The organism is Streptomyces sp. NPDC001880, assembly GCF_053594575.1.
In genome coordinates, this window is record NZ_JBSFET010000012.1 from 94377 (window position 1) to 109702 (window position 15326).

General features: G+C 71.3%; 15 protein-coding genes and 2 pseudogenes. 11 read left to right on the top strand and 6 right to left on the bottom strand.

What is annotated here, in order from left to right:
• The first annotated feature begins 27 nt into the window (after positions 1-27).
• From ACWCQ6_RS10425 to ACWCQ6_RS10440, 4 genes are all read left to right on the top strand, one after another.
• The gene (locus tag ACWCQ6_RS10425) at positions 28-612 is read left to right on the top strand and encodes a DUF3017 domain-containing protein (protein ID WP_451087469.1); all 585 of its coding nucleotides are present in this window, start codon (positions 28-30) and stop codon (positions 610-612) included.
• A gap of 602 nt (positions 613-1214) precedes the next feature.
• Positions 1215-2204 carry a malate dehydrogenase gene (locus ACWCQ6_RS10430; RefSeq protein ID WP_451087471.1) on the top strand — a complete coding sequence of 330 codons (990 nt, stop codon included), beginning with the start codon at positions 1215-1217 and terminating at the stop codon, positions 2202-2204.
• 120 nt (positions 2205-2324) lie between these two features.
• Entirely contained in the window at positions 2325-2600 is a 276-nt protein-coding gene (locus ACWCQ6_RS10435; protein WP_451087473.1) for a hypothetical protein, read from the top strand.
• On the top strand, positions 2555-2956 hold the full coding sequence (locus ACWCQ6_RS10440; protein ID WP_451087475.1) for a hypothetical protein: 402 nt from the start codon (positions 2555-2557) through the stop codon (positions 2954-2956). Before ACWCQ6_RS10435 ends, ACWCQ6_RS10440 begins: the two co-directional genes overlap by 46 nt.
• Before the next feature lie 48 nt (positions 2957-3004).
• On the opposite strand, the gene ACWCQ6_RS10445 is transcribed toward ACWCQ6_RS10440, so the two are convergent.
• Positions 3005-3739, bottom strand: a complete 735-nt coding sequence (locus tag ACWCQ6_RS10445) for an isocitrate lyase/PEP mutase family protein (protein WP_451087477.1) — start codon at positions 3737-3739, stop codon at positions 3005-3007.
• Positions 3740-4192: 453 nt separating this feature from the next.
• Between ACWCQ6_RS10445 and ACWCQ6_RS10450 the strand changes: the two genes are divergently transcribed.
• Both ACWCQ6_RS10450 and ACWCQ6_RS10455 read left to right on the top strand, forming a co-directional pair.
• Complete coding sequence (locus tag ACWCQ6_RS10450; RefSeq protein WP_451087479.1) at positions 4193-4468, top strand: hypothetical protein; 276 nt, start codon at positions 4193-4195, stop codon at positions 4466-4468.
• A 5-nt stretch (positions 4469-4473) separates the two neighbouring features.
• Positions 4474-5655, top strand: a complete 1182-nt coding sequence (locus ACWCQ6_RS10455; protein WP_451087481.1) for a glutathionylspermidine synthase family protein — start codon at positions 4474-4476, stop codon at positions 5653-5655.
• A 63-nt stretch (positions 5656-5718) separates the two neighbouring features.
• Here ACWCQ6_RS10455 and rocD read toward each other — a convergent pair whose 3' ends face one another.
• Positions 5719-6924, bottom strand: coding sequence for an ornithine--oxo-acid transaminase (gene rocD / locus ACWCQ6_RS10460; RefSeq protein WP_451087483.1), 1206 nt, complete (start codon positions 6922-6924; stop codon positions 5719-5721).
• 140 nt (positions 6925-7064) lie between these two features.
• Here rocD and trpS point away from each other — a divergent pair, with 140 nt between their 5' ends.
• Positions 7065-8078, top strand: coding sequence for a tryptophan--tRNA ligase (trpS, locus tag ACWCQ6_RS10465; RefSeq protein WP_451087485.1), 1014 nt, complete (start codon positions 7065-7067; stop codon positions 8076-8078).
• Positions 8079-8190: 112 nt separating this feature from the next.
• Positions 8191-8781: a 2'-5' RNA ligase family protein gene (locus ACWCQ6_RS10470; RefSeq protein ID WP_451087487.1), complete on the top strand. Its 591-nt coding sequence runs from the start codon at positions 8191-8193 to the stop codon at positions 8779-8781.
• 225 nt (positions 8782-9006) lie between these two features.
• On the opposite strand, the pseudogene ACWCQ6_RS10475 reads toward ACWCQ6_RS10470, so the two are convergent.
• The 3 genes and pseudogenes from ACWCQ6_RS10475 to ACWCQ6_RS10485 form a co-directional block, all read right to left on the bottom strand.
• Positions 9007-9171 (bottom strand): annotated as a pseudogene (locus ACWCQ6_RS10475) (decaprenylphospho-beta-D-erythro-pentofuranosid-2-ulose 2-reductase); the annotation flags it as partial.
• 138 nt (positions 9172-9309) lie between these two features.
• Positions 9310-9888: pseudogene (locus ACWCQ6_RS10480) on the bottom strand (SDR family NAD(P)-dependent oxidoreductase); the annotation flags it as partial.
• A gap of 48 nt (positions 9889-9936) precedes the next feature.
• The gene (locus ACWCQ6_RS10485) at positions 9937-11286 is read right to left on the bottom strand and encodes an FAD-binding protein (RefSeq protein WP_451087489.1); all 1350 of its coding nucleotides are present in this window, start codon (positions 11284-11286) and stop codon (positions 9937-9939) included.
• A 143-nt stretch (positions 11287-11429) separates the two neighbouring features.
• On the opposite strand from ACWCQ6_RS10485, the gene ACWCQ6_RS10490 reads away from it, so the two are divergent.
• Positions 11430-12359, top strand: coding sequence for a YihY/virulence factor BrkB family protein (locus ACWCQ6_RS10490; protein ID WP_451087491.1), 930 nt, complete (start codon positions 11430-11432; stop codon positions 12357-12359).
• On the opposite strand, the gene ACWCQ6_RS10495 is transcribed toward ACWCQ6_RS10490, so the two are convergent.
• Entirely contained in the window at positions 12307-13560 is a 1254-nt protein-coding gene (locus ACWCQ6_RS10495) for a D-alanyl-D-alanine carboxypeptidase family protein (RefSeq protein WP_451087493.1), read from the bottom strand. The two genes, ACWCQ6_RS10490 and ACWCQ6_RS10495, sit on opposite strands and share 53 nt — an antisense overlap.
• A gap of 121 nt (positions 13561-13681) precedes the next feature.
• Between ACWCQ6_RS10495 and ACWCQ6_RS10500 the strand changes: the two genes are divergently transcribed.
• Entirely contained in the window at positions 13682-13927 is a 246-nt protein-coding gene (locus tag ACWCQ6_RS10500) for an SCO4848 family membrane protein (RefSeq protein WP_093549020.1), read from the top strand.
• Positions 13928-13956: 29 nt separating this feature from the next.
• Positions 13957-15321, top strand: coding sequence for a metallophosphoesterase (locus ACWCQ6_RS10505; protein ID WP_451087495.1), 1365 nt, complete (start codon positions 13957-13959; stop codon positions 15319-15321).
• The last annotated feature ends 5 nt before the right edge of the window (positions 15322-15326 follow it).

Consider the following 15326-nt stretch of genomic DNA (forward strand, 5'->3'; position numbering starts at 1 on the left):
CGGCCGACCCGATCCGGAGGGAACCCCATGGGTGCTGGTACGAGTCCGGCCGACCCGTCCGCCGAGGCGGACGGCCCGTCCGCGGTGCCGTCACGCGCGGACGAGGGGACATCGGACGAGGGAGCGACGGAGGAGACCACGGCCGGCCGGGTGGCGGCGGACGCGGCCGCGTCCGGTGACGGTGCCGCGGACGGGCCGACGGCCGGCGGCAAGCGGCCGTCGCGGCGGTTTCCGTCGTTCACCCGGGACACCGCGCGCCCCGAGGGCGGGGGCAGGGCCGCGCCCGGGGACGCACCCGCCCCGGCCCGTCAGTGGCCGCTGCTCGCCGTGCTCTGCACGGCCGGGATCGGGCTGCTGATCGTGGCGGTCGACCCGTTCGCCGAAGCCTTCCGGATCGGCACGATGCTGATCGGCGTCGCCCTCATCGGCGGCGCCGTGCTGCGGCTCGTGGTGCCGTCGGTGGGCATGCTGGCGGTTCGTTCCCGCTTCACCGACCTGGTGACGTACGGGGTGCTCGGCTTTCTCATCGTGATGCTCGCGCTGGTGGCGCAGCCCGAACCGTGGCTGGACCTTCCGTTCCTGGAGCACCTGGTCCACTTCACCATCCGCTGAGCCCCGCCGGTACGGCCGGCCGTACCGCTCGGAAGCGGTGCCCGTCCCCTCCCCCGAGGGGGGACGGACACCGGTATCGGGGCCCGCTGGAACGTAAACGCCCCGGAATGCGGTGACTTGAGCGGCCTTGCCCCGTCCGGACTTCAGCCTGGTCGACGGGGCGAGTCCGGTTCAAGGGATGCCTGTGGCCTGTGGCACGGAAGTGACCATTCCGCCATCGTGTGATCGTCAGGCAACGGAGATCCGGCCCGAGGGCGGAGCAGGGGGCGCGCGACAGCCGCGTGCGAGGTTCCGAATACGCTCCTCGTGGCCGCGGCCGACCCGCTGCTCGTGCTCGCCGCGACGGTGCTCCTGACCGGCCCGGGGCGCTGGCGGCGGGCCGTGAGGGCGCCGTCGCCGGGCTGCCGCCCTCCCGGGTGAGCGCGATTCGGCCGGGTGAGCGCTGTGTGACGGGTTGTGTGCGGTGCCACAGGGGGCAGAGCGGCCGAGATGTTCCGAGTCGGATAGCCTGACCGGTGGATATCTCTTCACATCAAGATTCAGGGGATGTCCAGCACCAGGGGCCAGGAACCCCCACCGCCAGCTGTCTAACGGAGATCGCCATGACCCGCACTCCCGTGAATGTCACCGTGACCGGCGCAGCCGGCCAGATCGGCTACGCGCTGCTCTTCCGCATCGCCTCCGGCCACCTGCTCGGCCCGGACGTGCCGGTCAACCTGCGCCTCCTGGAGATCACCCCGGCCCTGAAGGCCGCCGAGGGCACCGCCATGGAGCTCGACGACTGCGCCTTCCCGCTGCTGCGTGGCATCGAGATCACCGACGACGCCGACAAGGCGTTCGACGGTGCCAACGTCGCCCTGCTGGTCGGCGCCCGCCCGCGCACCAAGGGCATGGAGCGCGGCGACCTGCTCTCCGCCAACGGCGGCATCTTCAAGCCCCAGGGCAAGGCCATCAACGACAACGCCGCGGACGACATCAAGGTCCTCGTCGTCGGCAACCCGGCCAACACCAACGCGCTCATCGCGCAGGCCTCGGCCCCGGACGTACCGGCCGAGCGCTTCACCGCGATGACCCGTCTGGACCACAACCGGGCGCTGACGCAGCTGGCGAAGAAGACCGGCACCACGGTCTCCGACATCAAGCGCCTGACCATCTGGGGCAACCACTCGGCGACCCAGTACCCGGACATCTTCCACGCGGAGATCGCGGGCAAGAACGCCGCCGAGGTCGTCAACGACGAGACGTGGCTGGCCGACACCTTCATCCCGACCGTCGCCAAGCGCGGCGCCGCGATCATCGAGGCCCGTGGCGCGTCCTCGGCCGCCTCCGCCGCCAACGCCGCCATCGACCACGTGCACACCTGGGTCAACGGCACCGCCCCCGGCGACTGGACCTCCATGGGTATCCCCTCGGACGGCTCCTACGGCGTGCCCGAGGGCATCATCTCGTCCTTCCCGGTCACCACGAAGGACGGCAAGTACGAGATCGTCCAGGGTCTGGACATCAACGACTTCTCCCGTGCGCGCATCGACGCCTCGGTGAAGGAGCTCACCGACGAGCGCGACGCGGTCCGCGAGCTCGGCCTGATCTGATCCGTACGCCTCTCCACGCGTACCCCGCCGCCCCCGGCAGCACCCGCTGCCGGGGGCGGTGGCGTGTACGGGCGGCAGCGGCCGGGAACTGACCGCGCCCCTTCCCGAGTCTGGGCTGTCATGCGTGTGACGATGATCCTTCCGGCCCTGACCGAGGCGACCAGCCCGTTGTTCAGGCCCATCAAGTACTCGCTCTTCCCGCCGCTGGGCCTGGCGACCCTTGCCGGATACCTCGACCCGGACGACGAGGTGACGCTCCTGGACGAACACGTGGAACGGGTCGACATCGAGGCCGGCTTCGTCTTCGGGCTCGACCACGACGGCCCGGACGTCTTCGACCGCACGGTGGAGTGGCCGTCGAGCAGGGCATCGAGACGGCCACCTTCCACATCATGACGCCGTATCCGTCCACCGGACTGTGGAAACAGCTGGAGGCGGAGGACCGGATCGTCCACCGGGACTGGGACCTCTACGACACCCGCCATGTCGTGTACCGCCCGAAGGGCATGACCCCACGCCAGTTGGAGGACGGGTACTGGCGTGCGTACCGCGACTTCTACCGGTGGTCCAACATATGGCGCGGTGCGGCCGCCCAGCCCGGCACGCACGAACGGCTCAGACATCTGGCGTACTCGGGCGGCTGGAAGAAGTTCGAGCCCGCCTGGGACGCCCTGATCCGCTCCCGCAACGTGGTGCGGGCCATGCCGATGCTGGAGCGGACCCTGGCGGCCTTCGGCGGCAGACGGGCCTGACCGCGTACCGCCCACCGCGTACCGCCCACCGCCTGCCGGCCGGGGCTCCTACCTCTTCAGCAGCTCGTCCGCGATCTCGCGCAGCGCCGCCATGGCCCGGCGCTGCAGCCCGGGGCCGAAGGTGATCCGGGTGGCGCCCAGCTCGCCCAGCCGGCGCGGGGGCGGGCCGTCCGGCCGGGCGAAGGCGTTCAGCGGGGCCGGGACGGCGGCGGCCAGGGCGGGCAGTGCCTCGGGCGGGGCCAGGATCGGGTAGACGCAGTCCGCGCCCGCCGCCACGTACAGCAGCGCGCGGCGGACCGTCTCCGTTTCCGGGGCCGTGCCCTCGGGGACGCCGTGGACGTAGGTGTCGACGCGGGCGTTGACGAAGAGCGCCTCGCCCGCGACCGCCCGCACCTCCGCGAGCCGGTCCGCCTGCCGCTGGGCGTCGACGAGGGTACCGTCGACGGAGTCCTCCAGATTGCAGCCGACGGCTCCGGCATCGAGGAGGCGCTCGACGAGCTCCTTCGCTGCCAGTCCGTAACCCGCCTCGACGTCCGCCGAGACGGGCACGGCGGCCGGGACGGCGCGCACGATCCTGGCCACGGCCGCGAACATCTCGGCGGCGGGCGTCGCCCCGTCCTCGTGACCGAGCGAGGCCGCGACCCCGGCGCTGGGCGTGGCGAGAGCCGGGAAGCCCGCGTCGACGAAGACGCGCGCACTCGCCGCGTCCCACGGGCCGGGGACGACCAGCGGGTCCCCGGGGGCTCGGTCGTGGTGCAGGGCGCGGAGGACGGAAGCGGTCACGCGGAGCTCCTGTGAAGTGTCGGGTGATGGTGGGGCGCGGGTACGGGCCTGCCCGGCAGGCCCGTGAGGCCGGCCTTTTCGGGCCGGTCCGTCGGGTCAGTGCTTGGGTTGAGGGCGGTGGTCGGGTGGCTGTGTTCGTTCGTCGTCATGGCTACGACGTTACGAGGCGGATGGCGCATGGGTATGGTCCATTTCCGTGACGGATTCATGGGCCGCTTTCGGTGCCGACCTGCATCTTCCGACTGGCTCAGGGCCTCCCGGCGCGCCCTGACGGCCTGGATGACCGAGGCCGTACCGAAGCAGACGGCGGCGCCGGGGCGCGGATCAACCCAGGAGCACATGGGCTCTGCTTCGCGGAGGTTCGGTGACCCCGCTTCCTGCCGCACCCGGCGGCCCTCTAATCTGACGAATGGCCACACTGGCCTGATTCGTATGGCGGGGGAGACGGAAAACATGGCTACACGCAGGCTGAGGTCGAGCACCGTGGTGCTCGGCGGCATGGGGGTGCTCGCGGCGATGATCACCTCCTGCGGTTCGGAGCCGGACAAGCGATGCGTCGACCCGGTGACCCACGACAAACTGCCGAGCTACGAGTGCAAGCGGAGCGACGGCAAGGGGTCGTACTACTACGGCGGCAGCAGCAAGAACGGCAAGGTGCAGGGCGGCAGTTTCGACAAGTCGGCCGTCGAGCGCGGCGGCTTCGGCTGCTCGGGCACCGGCGGCGGCTGACCGGCATGGAACGCCGCACCACACGGCCGCGCGACGGCTGGCAGCAGACGGTGGAGGAGCAGGGGATCGTCTTCCCGCTCACCCGCTACCCGGACGGATCGCTCCGCCCGTACTGGGACGAGAGCGCCTACTACGTCTTCTCGCTGCCCGAGGTCGAGGCGCTGGAGGACGTCGTCGAGGAACTGCACACGATGTGCCTGGCCGCGGCCGCGCACATCGTGGAGCAGGACCGCTTCGCCGAACTCGGCATCACCGACCGGCGGCTGGCCGCGCTGATCGCCCAGTCCTGGCAGCGCCGTGACGAACTGCCCTCGCTCTACGGCAGGTTCGACCTGCGCTACGACGGCACCGGTCCGGCGAAGATGCTGGAGTACAACGCGGACACCCCCACCTCCCTGGTGGAGGCCGCGAGCGCCCAGTGGTTCTGGATGGAGGACCGCTTCCCGGGCGCCGACCAGTGGAACTCACTGCACGAACGCCTCGTCGCGGCGTGGAAGCGGCAGGCCGCCCTGCTGCCGCCGGGACCGCTGCACTTCGCCCACTCCGACGGGGACGAACTGGGCGAGGACCTGATGACGGTCGCCTATCTGCGGGAGACCGCCGCACAGGCCGGCATCGAGACGGAGGCGCTCTCCGTCGAACGGATCGGCTGGGACCGGCTGAGCGGGCGGTTCGTCGACGAGCGGCTCCGTTTCATCCGGAGCTGCTTCAAGCTGTATCCGTGGGAGTGGCTGGCGACCGACCGGTTCGGCCCGCAGGTGCTCGACACCCTCGACAACGGCGGCGGTACGGGGACGACCTGCTGGATCGAGCCCGCCTGGAAGATGCTGCTGTCCAACAAGGCGCTGCTGGCGATCCTCTGGGAGCTCTACCCCGGCCACCCCAACCTGCTCGCCTCCTACCTGGACGGCCCTCGCGGACTCGCGGCGTCGGGCGGCTGGGCCGCCAAGCCGCTGCTCGGCCGCGAGGGGGCCGGGGTCACGATCCATGAGCCGGGAAGCCCGGCGGTGGTGCGGGACGAGCCGTGCTGTTACCAGGAGCTGGCACCGCTGCCGGACTTCGACGGCAACCGTGTGGTGCTGGGCGCGTGGGTCGTCGAGGACGAGGCGGCCGGCCTCGGTATCCGCGAGTCGGAGGGCCTGGTCACGGACGAGTACGCCCGCTTCCTGCCACACGTCATCCTCTGAGGGATTCTGCCGGGGCGGGCCCGGAGGACAGGCCCGGGCCCGCCCGGCGAGCGGGCGCGGAGGTCAGCCGCGCAGCACGGCGCGGATCTGTTCGAGGCCCCAGTCCAGGTCCTCCTTGCTGATCACCAGCGGCGGGGCGATCCGGATCGTCGAGCCATGGGTGTCCTTGACCAGCACCCCGCGGTCCATCAGCTTCCTGGAGATCTCCCGGCCGGTGCCGAGCGCCGGGGCGATGTCGACGCCCGCCCACAGCCCGCGGCCGCGCACCTCCTCCACCGCGCGGCCCCCCACCAGCAGCCCCAGCTCCTGGTGCAGGTGCTCGCCCAGCTCGGCCGCCCGCTGCTGGAACTCGCCGGTGCGGAGCATCGCGATGACCTCCAGTGCGACCGCGCAGGCCAGAGGGTTGCCGCCGAACGTCGAACCGTGCTCACCGGGCCGGTAGACCCCCAGCACCTCCTGCGACGAGACCACCGCCGACACCGGCACCACACCACCGCCCAGCGCCTTGCCGAGCACGTACATGTCCGGCACGACCCCCTCGTGCTCGCAGGCGAAGGTCCGGCCGGTCCGGCCCAGGCCCGACTGGACCTCGTCCGCGACGAAGAGCACGTTCCGCTCGCGCGTGAGCGCGCGTACCCCGGGGAGATAGCCCGGTGGCGGCACCAGTACCCCGGCCTCGCCCTGGATCGGCTCCATGAGCACCGCCACGGTGTTCTCGGTCATCGCCTCCCGGAGCGCCGTGAGATCCCCGTACGGCACGATCTCGAACCCCGGCGTGTACGGGCCGAAGTTCTCCCGGGCCTCCGGGTCCGTGGAGAAGCTGATGATCGTCGTCGTCCGGCCGTGGAAGTTGTTCGCGGCGACGATGATCTTCGCCATGCCGTCCGGGACGCCCTTCACCTGGTAGCCCCACTTGCGGGCCGTCTTCACCGCGGTCTCCACGGCCTCCGCGCCCGTGTTCATCGGCAGCACCGACTCCATGCCGCACAAATCGGCGAGCTGCGTACAGAAGTCGGCGAACCGGTCGTGGTAGAAGGCGCGCGAGGTGAGGGTCACCCGCTCCAGCTGCGCCTTGGCCGCGTCGATCAGGCGCCGGTTGCAGTGACCGAAGTTGAGCGCCGAGTAGCCGGCCAGCATGTCGAGGTAGCGGTTGCCCTCGACATCGGTCATCCAGGCTCCGTCCGCCGTGGCGACGACGACGGGCAGCGGATGGTAGTTGTGCGCGCTGTGCGCCTCGGCGGAGGCGATGGCGGTGTCCGTGGTCGACACGGGATCTCCGTTCGTCGTGCGGCGTGGGCGGGGTGGTGCCCACTTTGTATCGTCGGTCGGATCCGTGGTGAGGAAACCTGTATTTCCCGGCGCGCCAGGCCGGTCGGGGGACGGTGCCCGCACCTGAGACAATGAGTTCCATGGCCTCTGAACGCCCCCGTGTGCTCTCCGGAATCCAGCCCACCGCAGGCTCTTTCCACCTCGGCAACTACCTCGGCGCGGTCCGCCAGTGGGTGGCGCTGCAGGAATCCCACGACGCCTTCTACATGGTCGTGGACCTGCATGCGATCACCATCCCGCAGGACCCCGCGGAGCTGCGCGCGAACACCAGGCTCGCCGTCGCCCAGCTCCTCGCCGCCGGTCTCGACCCGGAGCGCTGCACGCTCTTCGTCCAGAGCCACGTCCCCGAGCACGCCCAGCTCGGCTGGATCATGAACTGCCTCACCGGCTTCGGCGAGGCCTCGCGCATGACGCAGTTCAAGGACAAGTCCGCCAAGCAGGGCGCCGACCGCACCACGGTCGGTCTCTTCACGTACCCGATGCTGATGGTGGCCGACATCCTGCTGTACCAGGCCGATCAGGTCCCGGTCGGTGAGGACCAGCGCCAGCACCTGGAGCTGACCCGTAATCTCGCCGAGCGGTTCAACGGCAGCTACGGAGAAACGTTCACCGTGCCGGACCCGTACATCCTCAAGGAGACGGCGAAGATCTACGACCTCCAGGACCCGTCGGCGAAGATGAGCAAGTCGGCGCCGACCCCGAAGGGTCTGATCAACCTCCTGGACGAGCCGAAGGCCACCGCCAAGAAGGTGAAGAGCGCGGTCACCGACACCGACACGGTGATCCGTTTCGACCGCGCGGAGAAGCCTGGCATCAGCAATCTGCTGAGTATCTGCTCGACACTCACCGGGACCGGTATCGCGGATCTGGAGCAGAAGTACGAGGGCAAGGGCTACGGTGCGCTCAAGACCGACCTCGCCGAGGTCATGGTCGAGTTCGTCACACCGTTCCGTACCCGCACCCAGGAATACCTGGACGACCCGGAGACGCTGGACTCGATCCTGGCCAAGGGCGCGGAGAAGGCCCGTGCCGTCGCGGCCGAGACCCTGGCCCTGACGTACGACCGGATGGGCTTCCTGCCCGCGAAGCACTGAGTCCAAGGACTCTGGCGGTTTCGCGGCCGCAGGCGTCACACTGGCGACGGGAAACTGAACCGGTCGGTGGCCGAAAACAGGCCACCGGCCATCGAGGATTGAGGAGGACGACGTGGGGACCGTAACGCTCGGCGTTTCGATCGCGGTCCCGGAGCCCTACGGCAGCCTGCTCCAGGAGCGGCGCGCGAGCTTCGGGGATCCTGCCGCATACGGCATTCCCACCCACGTCACCCTTCTTCCGCCGACCGAGGCCGAGGCGGCCGACCTGCCCGCGATCGAGGCGCACCTCGCCCAGATCGCGACGGGCGGCCGTCCCTTCCCGATGCGGCTGTCCGGCACGGGGACCTTCCGCCCCCTCTCGCCGGTCGTCTTCGTCCAGGTCGTCGAGGGCGCCTCGGCCTGCGCCTGGCTGCAGAAGCGGGTCCGGGACGCCTCCGGGCCGCTGGTGCGCGAGCTCCAGTTCCCGTACCACCCGCATGTGACCGTGGCGCACGACATCGCCGAGGAGGCGATGGACCGGGCGTATGCGGAGCTCGCCGATTACGAGGCCGCCTGGACCTGCGGTTCCTTCGCGCTGTACGAGCAGGGCTCGGACAGCGTCTGGCGCAAGATCAACGAATTCCCGTTCGGCGCCGGTGGGGGCACACCGGCCGTGCCCGCGCAGGGCGGCTCCTCCGTGGACGAGCCCTCCTTGCAGCCCTGACCGCCTCCCGGGCGGCTCCGGCACCGTCTCCCCGGCGGCCCTGACCGTCCGCCCGGCGGCTCCGGCACCACCTTCCCTGCAGCCCTGACCCCTCCCCGGGCGGTTCCGGCACCGTCTCCCCGGCAGCCCCGGCAGCCCCGGCGGCCCCGGCGGCCCCGGCGGCCCCGGCGGCCCCGGCGGCCCCGGCGGCCCCGGCAGCCCCGGCGCCTGCCCGGCGGCTCCGGATCAGATCGGCAGGCGCCGGAAAAGCGGGCGCGGCACATGCCGCAGCGCCGACATCACCGCACGCAGCGACCCGGGCACCCACACCGTCTCCGAACGCCGCCGCAGCCCCGTCACGATGGCCTCCGCGACCGCGTCCGGGGTGGTGGTGAGCGGCGATGCCTCCAGCGGCGCCGAGGCGAACCGGGCCGCGGCCCGCACCGCTCCCGCTTCCTGCACTGCTCCCGCCACCCGCACCGCTCTCTGTACCGTTCCCGCCACCCGCACCGCTCCCGCCTCTCGCACGGTTTCCGCTTCCGCCGCCGGCTCCGGATGTACGACGCCGGGGCGCACGACCATCACATGTACCCCCGTCCCGTGCAGCGCGTCCCCCAGCCCGTGCGTGAACGCGTCCAGCCCCGCCTTGCTGGACCCGTAGATGAAGTCGGCGCGGCGCACGCGTTCGCCCGCCACCGAGGACAGCACCACCAGCGAGCCGTGTCCCTGCGCCTGGAGCGCGGCGGCGCACACCAGCCCGGCGGAGACGGCTCCCGTGTAGTTGGTCTGGGCGACCCGGACCGCGGCCAGCGGCTCCTCCTCGTCGCGCCCCTGGTCGCCCGCGATGCCGAAGGCGAGCAGCACCAGGTCGATGTCGCCCTCGGCGAAGACCTTGCCGAGCGTGGTCTCGTGCGACGCGGAGTCCAGGGCGTCGAAGTCGACCGTGCGGACATCGGCGCCGCGTGCGCGCAGTTCGGCGGCGGCTGCGTCGAGCGCGGGGGAGGGGCGCCCGGCCAGCCGGACCGTACGGGTCCGCAGGGCGATCAGCCGCCGTGCGGTGGCCAGGGCGATCTCCGACGTGCCGCCGAGGACGAGCAGGGACTGCGGAGCTCCGAAGGCGTCCTTCACGGGAACACTCCTTACGAGGTGGGGAGGGGGAGGGGCGGGCGGCGGTGGTCAGAGCGACAGGCGGCGCGACAGGTCCGAGCGGAAGGCCCCGTCCGGGTCCAGCTCGGCGCGCAGCGACCGGAAGTCGGCCAGCCTCGGATACATCGCGGCCAGCAGCTCCGGCCGGAGCCGGGAGTCCTTCGCCAGGCAGACCCGGCCGCCCGCCGCCGCCACCTCCTCGTCCAGCGAGTCCAGGAACCGGGCCAGGCCGGGCAGGGCGGCGGGCAGGTCGAGGGCGAGCGTCCAGCCGGGCACGGGGAACGACAGCCAGCCCGGGTCGCCGGTGCCGAACCGCTTGAGCACCGCGTTCGACGACGGGCAGCGCCGCTGGGAGATCCGGCGCACGATCCGGCGCAGCACCTCCTCCCGGCCATGTCCGACGACGAACTGGTACCGCACGGACCCGGCCCGCCCGTGGGCCCGGCTCCACTGCGGCAGCCCGTCCAGCGGGTGGAAGAACGCGGCCAGCCTCTGGAGTTCGCCGATCCGGTACCTGGGCGCGCCGCGGTACCGGACCTCGTTGAACAGGGCGGCCGGGGCGCCGCCGAGCAGCGCCTCCGGCACGAGGGCGGGCGAGGCCGGCAGCGGCCCCGCGCGGAACGCGAGCGGTGTGCGCCGGGAGCGCGCCGGGAGCGCGTACCGGGGCACGTGCTCCCCTCGGGTGAGTACGGAACGCCCCGTCGCCCGGCCGCGGGCGCGCAGATCGATCCAGGCGGACGAGTAGCGGTAGCGGTGGTCCCCGGCACAGAGCCTTTCCAGCAGGTCGTCCAGATCGACGGCGCGTTCGGTGTCGACCGACATCCATGAACTGGTGACGCGGTGGCACCGGAGCGTGGCCGAGAGGATCACGCCCGTCAGGCCCAGGCCGCCCGCGGTCGCGTCGAAGAGGGAGGTGCCGGGCCGGACCGTACGGATCTCGCCCCCGGCGGTCAGCAGGTCCAGCTCCTGGACGTGCCGGGAGAAGGAGCCGGAGACGTGCTGGTTGTGGCCGTGGATGTCGGCGCCGAGCGCACCGCCCACCGTGACGTAGCGGGTGGCGGGCGTGACGGGGACGAACCAGCCGAGCGGCAGCAGGACCTCCATCAGCCGGTGCAGGCTGACCCCGGCGTCGCAGACCACGGTTCCGGTCGCGGCGTCGATGGTGCGGATCCGGTTCAGCGCGGTCATGTCGAGGACGGAGCCGCCCGCGTTCTGGGCCGCGTCGCCGTGGGCCCGGCCGAGGCCCCGGGCGATGGAGCCGCGCGGCCCGCAGCCGCGTACCGTCGCCGCCGCCTCCTCGTACGAGCGGGGGCGGAAACGCAGGGCGGTCGTCGGGGCGGTGCGGCCCCAGCCGGTCAGGGACACGGTGTCGACAGACATGACGGTGACCGTATCGCCCGGTAAAACCCTTTCGAGGTATTTGTTACAACACTCACCGGTATGGGTGATTGAGGAAGTGTCAGCCCGTACGGCAACGAGGCCCGGTGCCGGTTTTCCGTGCCCGGGAGGGTAAGCCGTACGTCATGGACTGGCTGAAGAAACTCCCCGTCATCGGGCCGATCGTCTCCCGGCTGATGGCGACGCACGCCTGGCGCTCGTACGAGACGCTGGAGCGGGTCCACTGGGCCAGGCTCGCCGCCGCGATCACCTTCATCAGCTTCCTGGCGCTCTTCCCGCTGATCGCGGTGGGTGCGGCGATCGGTGCCGCGCTGCTCTCCCCCGAGCAGCTCCACAAGATCGAGGAAAAGCTCGCCGAGCAGGTGCCCGGCATCTCCGACCAGCTCGGCATCGAGAACCTGGTGACCCACGCGGGCACGGTCGGGCTGGTGGCCGGTGCGCTGCTGCTCCTGACCGGCGTCGGCTGGATCGGATCGATGCGGGACTGTCTGCGCGCCGTCTGGGGCATGGACGACATGGACCTGGGCAATCCGGTCCTGCGCAAACTCAAGGACGTGGGGGTGCTGTTCGGCCTCGGCGGGGCGGCGCTCGCCACCTTCGCCGTGTCGTCGATCGGCTCCGTCGCCGTCGGCTGGACCGCCGGCCTGCTGAACATCTCGGACCGGGGCGCGGGCGGTGTGGTGCTGCGGGTGGCCGCCATGTTCGTGGCGGCGCTCGCCGGCTTCCTGCTGCTGCTCTACATGCTGACCCTGCTGCCCGGCGTCGAGCCCCCGCGGCGCAGTCTGCTGGTCGCCGGGGCGATCGGCGCGGTCTGTTTCGAACTGCTCAAGCTGCTGCTCGGCAGCTATATGAACAGCGTGGCGTCGAAGAGCATGTACGGCGCCTTCGGCGTGCCGGTGGCGCTGCTGCTGTGGATCAACCTCTCGGCGAAGCTGCTGTTGTTCTGCGCCGCCTGGACGGCGACGCAGAACAACGCGGACGCCGCGACGGCGTCCGGGGAGGTCAGCGGCGAGGAAGGCGGCGCACCAGGTCCGGCAGCGGCCAGCGCCGGTTGACCAGGAACACCCCGCCGGCCAGCAGCACCAGGGCGCCTGCGGCGATGCCCAGTGCGATCCCGACGCCTCCGCCGCCGCTCTCGGCCGCAGCTGCCTTCGTGGTCCGCGTGGGGCCGTTCCTGCCCTCGTCCTTGCCCTGCTCGGCCGCGGGCCCCTTACCGGTCCCGGTGCCGGTGGTGGCCGACCTCGGGGGCACCAGCTCGCCGACCGGGGTCACCTTGCCGCTCGCGTCGAAGCCCCAGTCGAGGAGGCTGGCGGCCTCCTTGTAGACGGCGTGGGCCTCGTCGGACGAGGGGTTCATGACGGTGACCAGGAGCACCTTGCCGTCGCGTTCGGCGACACCGGTGAAGGTATTGCCGGCGTGCGTGGTGTAGCCGTTCTTGACGCCCGCGATGCCCTTGTACGGGTCGACGCCGCCCGCGCCGGTGAGCAGCTTGTTGGTGTTCTGGATGGCGAAGCTCTCGCGCTTCCCGTTCTTCTCCTCGCCGGGGAACTGAGCCTCGGCCGTCGAGCAGTACTCCCGGAAGTCCGCCTTCTGGAGCCCGCTGCGGGCGAACAGCGTCAGGTCGTACGCGCTGGAGACCTGGTCGGGCGCGTCGTACCCGTCGGGCGAGACCACCTTGGTGTCGAGCGCCTGCAACTCCTCGGCGTGCGCCTGCATGGCGTCGACGGTCTTGGGGACGCCGCCGTACATCGAGGACAGCACGTGCACCGCGTCGTTGCCCGACCGCAGGAACACCCCGAGCCACAGGTCGTGGACCGTGTAGGTGAGTTTCTCCTTGACGCCGACCAGGCTGCTGCCCTCGCCGAGGTCGGCGAGATCCTCGTTCTTGACGGTGTACTTCTGGGTCTTCGGCTGGAGCGCGGGCATCAGGGTGTCCGCGAAGAGCATCTTCAGGGTGGAGGCGGGGGGCAGCCGCCAGTGCGGGTTGTGCGAGGCGAGGACCTGGCCGCTCTCCGCGTCCGCGACGATCCAGGACCTGCCCGTGAGGTCCTTCGGCAGCACCGGGGCGTCCGGTCCCAGTCTGACCTGCGTGCCGGGCCGGCCCAGCAGTTCGCCACCGACCTTGGACATGTCCGAGGGCGGTTTCGGCCGGTCGTCGGAGGTGTCCTCGTCGGCCGCCGACGCCGGGCTGACGGCAAAGGTGGACAACAAGGCGGCAGAGATGACCGTCAGCGCGATCTTTTTGAGAGCAGGCACGGTCGAAAACGTACAGGGAGAAGATATGGAAATGGGCGTGGATGGCTTGACCCGCCGGGCGTACCGCTGGGACAGCCCACCCCGGGCGGCTCGGCCGGAGCGCTGCGGAGATACTGAGTCCATGAAGCTCAGCCGCCCCGTCTCCTGGTTCCTGCTCGCCTTCGGGGTGTGGAGCTGGTTCATCTGGATCACTTTCGTCAAGAACCTATGGAAGGACGGCAGCGGACTCGCCTTCGACGACGCGGGTGACCCGACTGCGTACTTCTGGGTGCATCTGCTGCTCGCCATCACGTCCTTTCTCCTGGGGACGGCTGTTGGTGTGATCGGGTTCCGTGGCGTCAGGGCCCTGCGCCGCGAACGCGCATAACAGGCCGTACGGCGGATGGGGGAGGGCAGGTGGCAGTGGCCGGTCTCGTGGTGACGGTGATCGTGGTGCTCGCACTGTTCGCCGGTGTGCACCGCTATCTCTGGCGGCGCCTCGTCGGTGACACGACGGCCGAGGGCAGCGCGCTGCGCAGAGCCGGCACGGTGGCCGCGTACGTCCTTCCCCTGCTGAGCGTCGGCGCGCTGGTGTCCGGCCGCGCGGGCGCGCCCTTCCGGCTCCAGCAGGTGCTGGCCTGGCCGGGCTATCTGTGGCTGGCCGCCGTGCTGTACCTGACGCTGGCTCTGCTGGTGGGCGAGGCGGTACGGCCGGTGCTGCGCCGGGTGCTCGCGAACCGGGCGGACCGGGTGAACCGGGCGGGTGCGGGCGCGGCGTCAGTGGCGGGCACACCCGGCGCGGAGTCAGCGGCGAGCGCGTCCCCCATGGGTGGCCCGAACGGTACAAATCACCCCTCGGCCCCCTCGGCCGTGGAGGCCTCCGGCAAAGCCGCCCCGGGCACGCTCGTCGCCGACGCCCCCGCCCCGCAGCACCCCGCCCCGCAGCACCCCGCCGCTCCCACCCGCCGGCTGTTCGTCGCACGGGCCGTCGGCGGTGCCGCGGCCGTCGCCGGGCTCGGCACGGTCGGCTACGGCACCTACGGGGTGCTGCGCGGGCCGCGGGTCAAGCGGATCACCGTCCCGCTCGCCAAACTGCCGCGCTCCGCGCACGGCTACCGGATCGCCGTCGTCAGCGACATCCACCTCGGCCCGACCCTCGGTCGCGCCCACACCCAGCGGATCGTCGACACCATCAACCGGACCCAGCCGGATCTGGTCGCCGTCGTCGGGGACCTCGTCGACGGAACCGTCGTCGATCTCGGGCCGGCCGCGGAGCCACTCGCCCGGCTGAGTTCGCGGCAGGGGAATTTCTTCGTCACCGGAAATCACGAGTACTACTCCGGCGCCGGTCAATGGATCAACCAGGTAAGGGAATTGGGGCTTCACCCGCTGGAGAACTCCCGGGTCGAGATCGATGGATTCGATCTTGCGGGCGTCAACGACGTGGCTGGTGAGAGCGAAGGGCAGGGCCCCGACTTCGCCCGCGCGCTCGGCGACCGGGACCGTACCCGCGCCGCCGTCCTCCTGGCCCACCAGCCCGTCGTCATCCATGACGCGGTCGCCCACGGAGTGGATCTCCAGCTCTCCGGTCACACCCACGGCGGCCAGCTCTGGCCCGGCAACTACATCGCGGATCTGGCCAATCCCACGGTCGCCGGGCTCGACCGGTACGGCGACACCCAGCTGTACGTTTCACGCGGTGCGGGTGCCTGGGGCCCACCCGTACGGGTCGGCGCGCCCTCGGACATCACCGTCGTGGAGCTCGCCTCGCTGCGGGTGTGACTCTC

Excerpts from the sequence above, each read along its gene's own strand:
- ACWCQ6_RS10425 (WP_451087469.1), top strand. The coding sequence starts at position 28 with ATGGGTGCTGGTACGAGTCCGGCCGACCCGTCCGCCGAGGCGGACGGC.
- ACWCQ6_RS10430 (WP_451087471.1), top strand. The coding sequence starts at position 1,215 with ATGACCCGCACTCCCGTGAATGTCACCGTGACCGGCGCAGCCGGCCAG.
- ACWCQ6_RS10435 (WP_451087473.1), top strand. The coding sequence starts at position 2,325 with ATGCGTGTGACGATGATCCTTCCGGCCCTGACCGAGGCGACCAGCCCG.
- ACWCQ6_RS10450 (WP_451087479.1), top strand. The coding sequence starts at position 4,193 with ATGGCTACACGCAGGCTGAGGTCGAGCACCGTGGTGCTCGGCGGCATG.
- ACWCQ6_RS10455 (WP_451087481.1), top strand. The coding sequence starts at position 4,474 with ATGGAACGCCGCACCACACGGCCGCGCGACGGCTGGCAGCAGACGGTG.
- trpS (WP_451087485.1), top strand. The coding sequence starts at position 7,065 with ATGGCCTCTGAACGCCCCCGTGTGCTCTCCGGAATCCAGCCCACCGCA.
- ACWCQ6_RS10485 (WP_451087489.1), bottom strand. The coding sequence starts at position 11,286 with ATGTCTGTCGACACCGTGTCCCTGACCGGCTGGGGCCGCACCGCCCCG.
- ACWCQ6_RS10490 (WP_451087491.1), top strand. The coding sequence starts at position 11,430 with ATGGACTGGCTGAAGAAACTCCCCGTCATCGGGCCGATCGTCTCCCGG.
- ACWCQ6_RS10500 (WP_093549020.1), top strand. The coding sequence starts at position 13,682 with ATGAAGCTCAGCCGCCCCGTCTCCTGGTTCCTGCTCGCCTTCGGGGTG.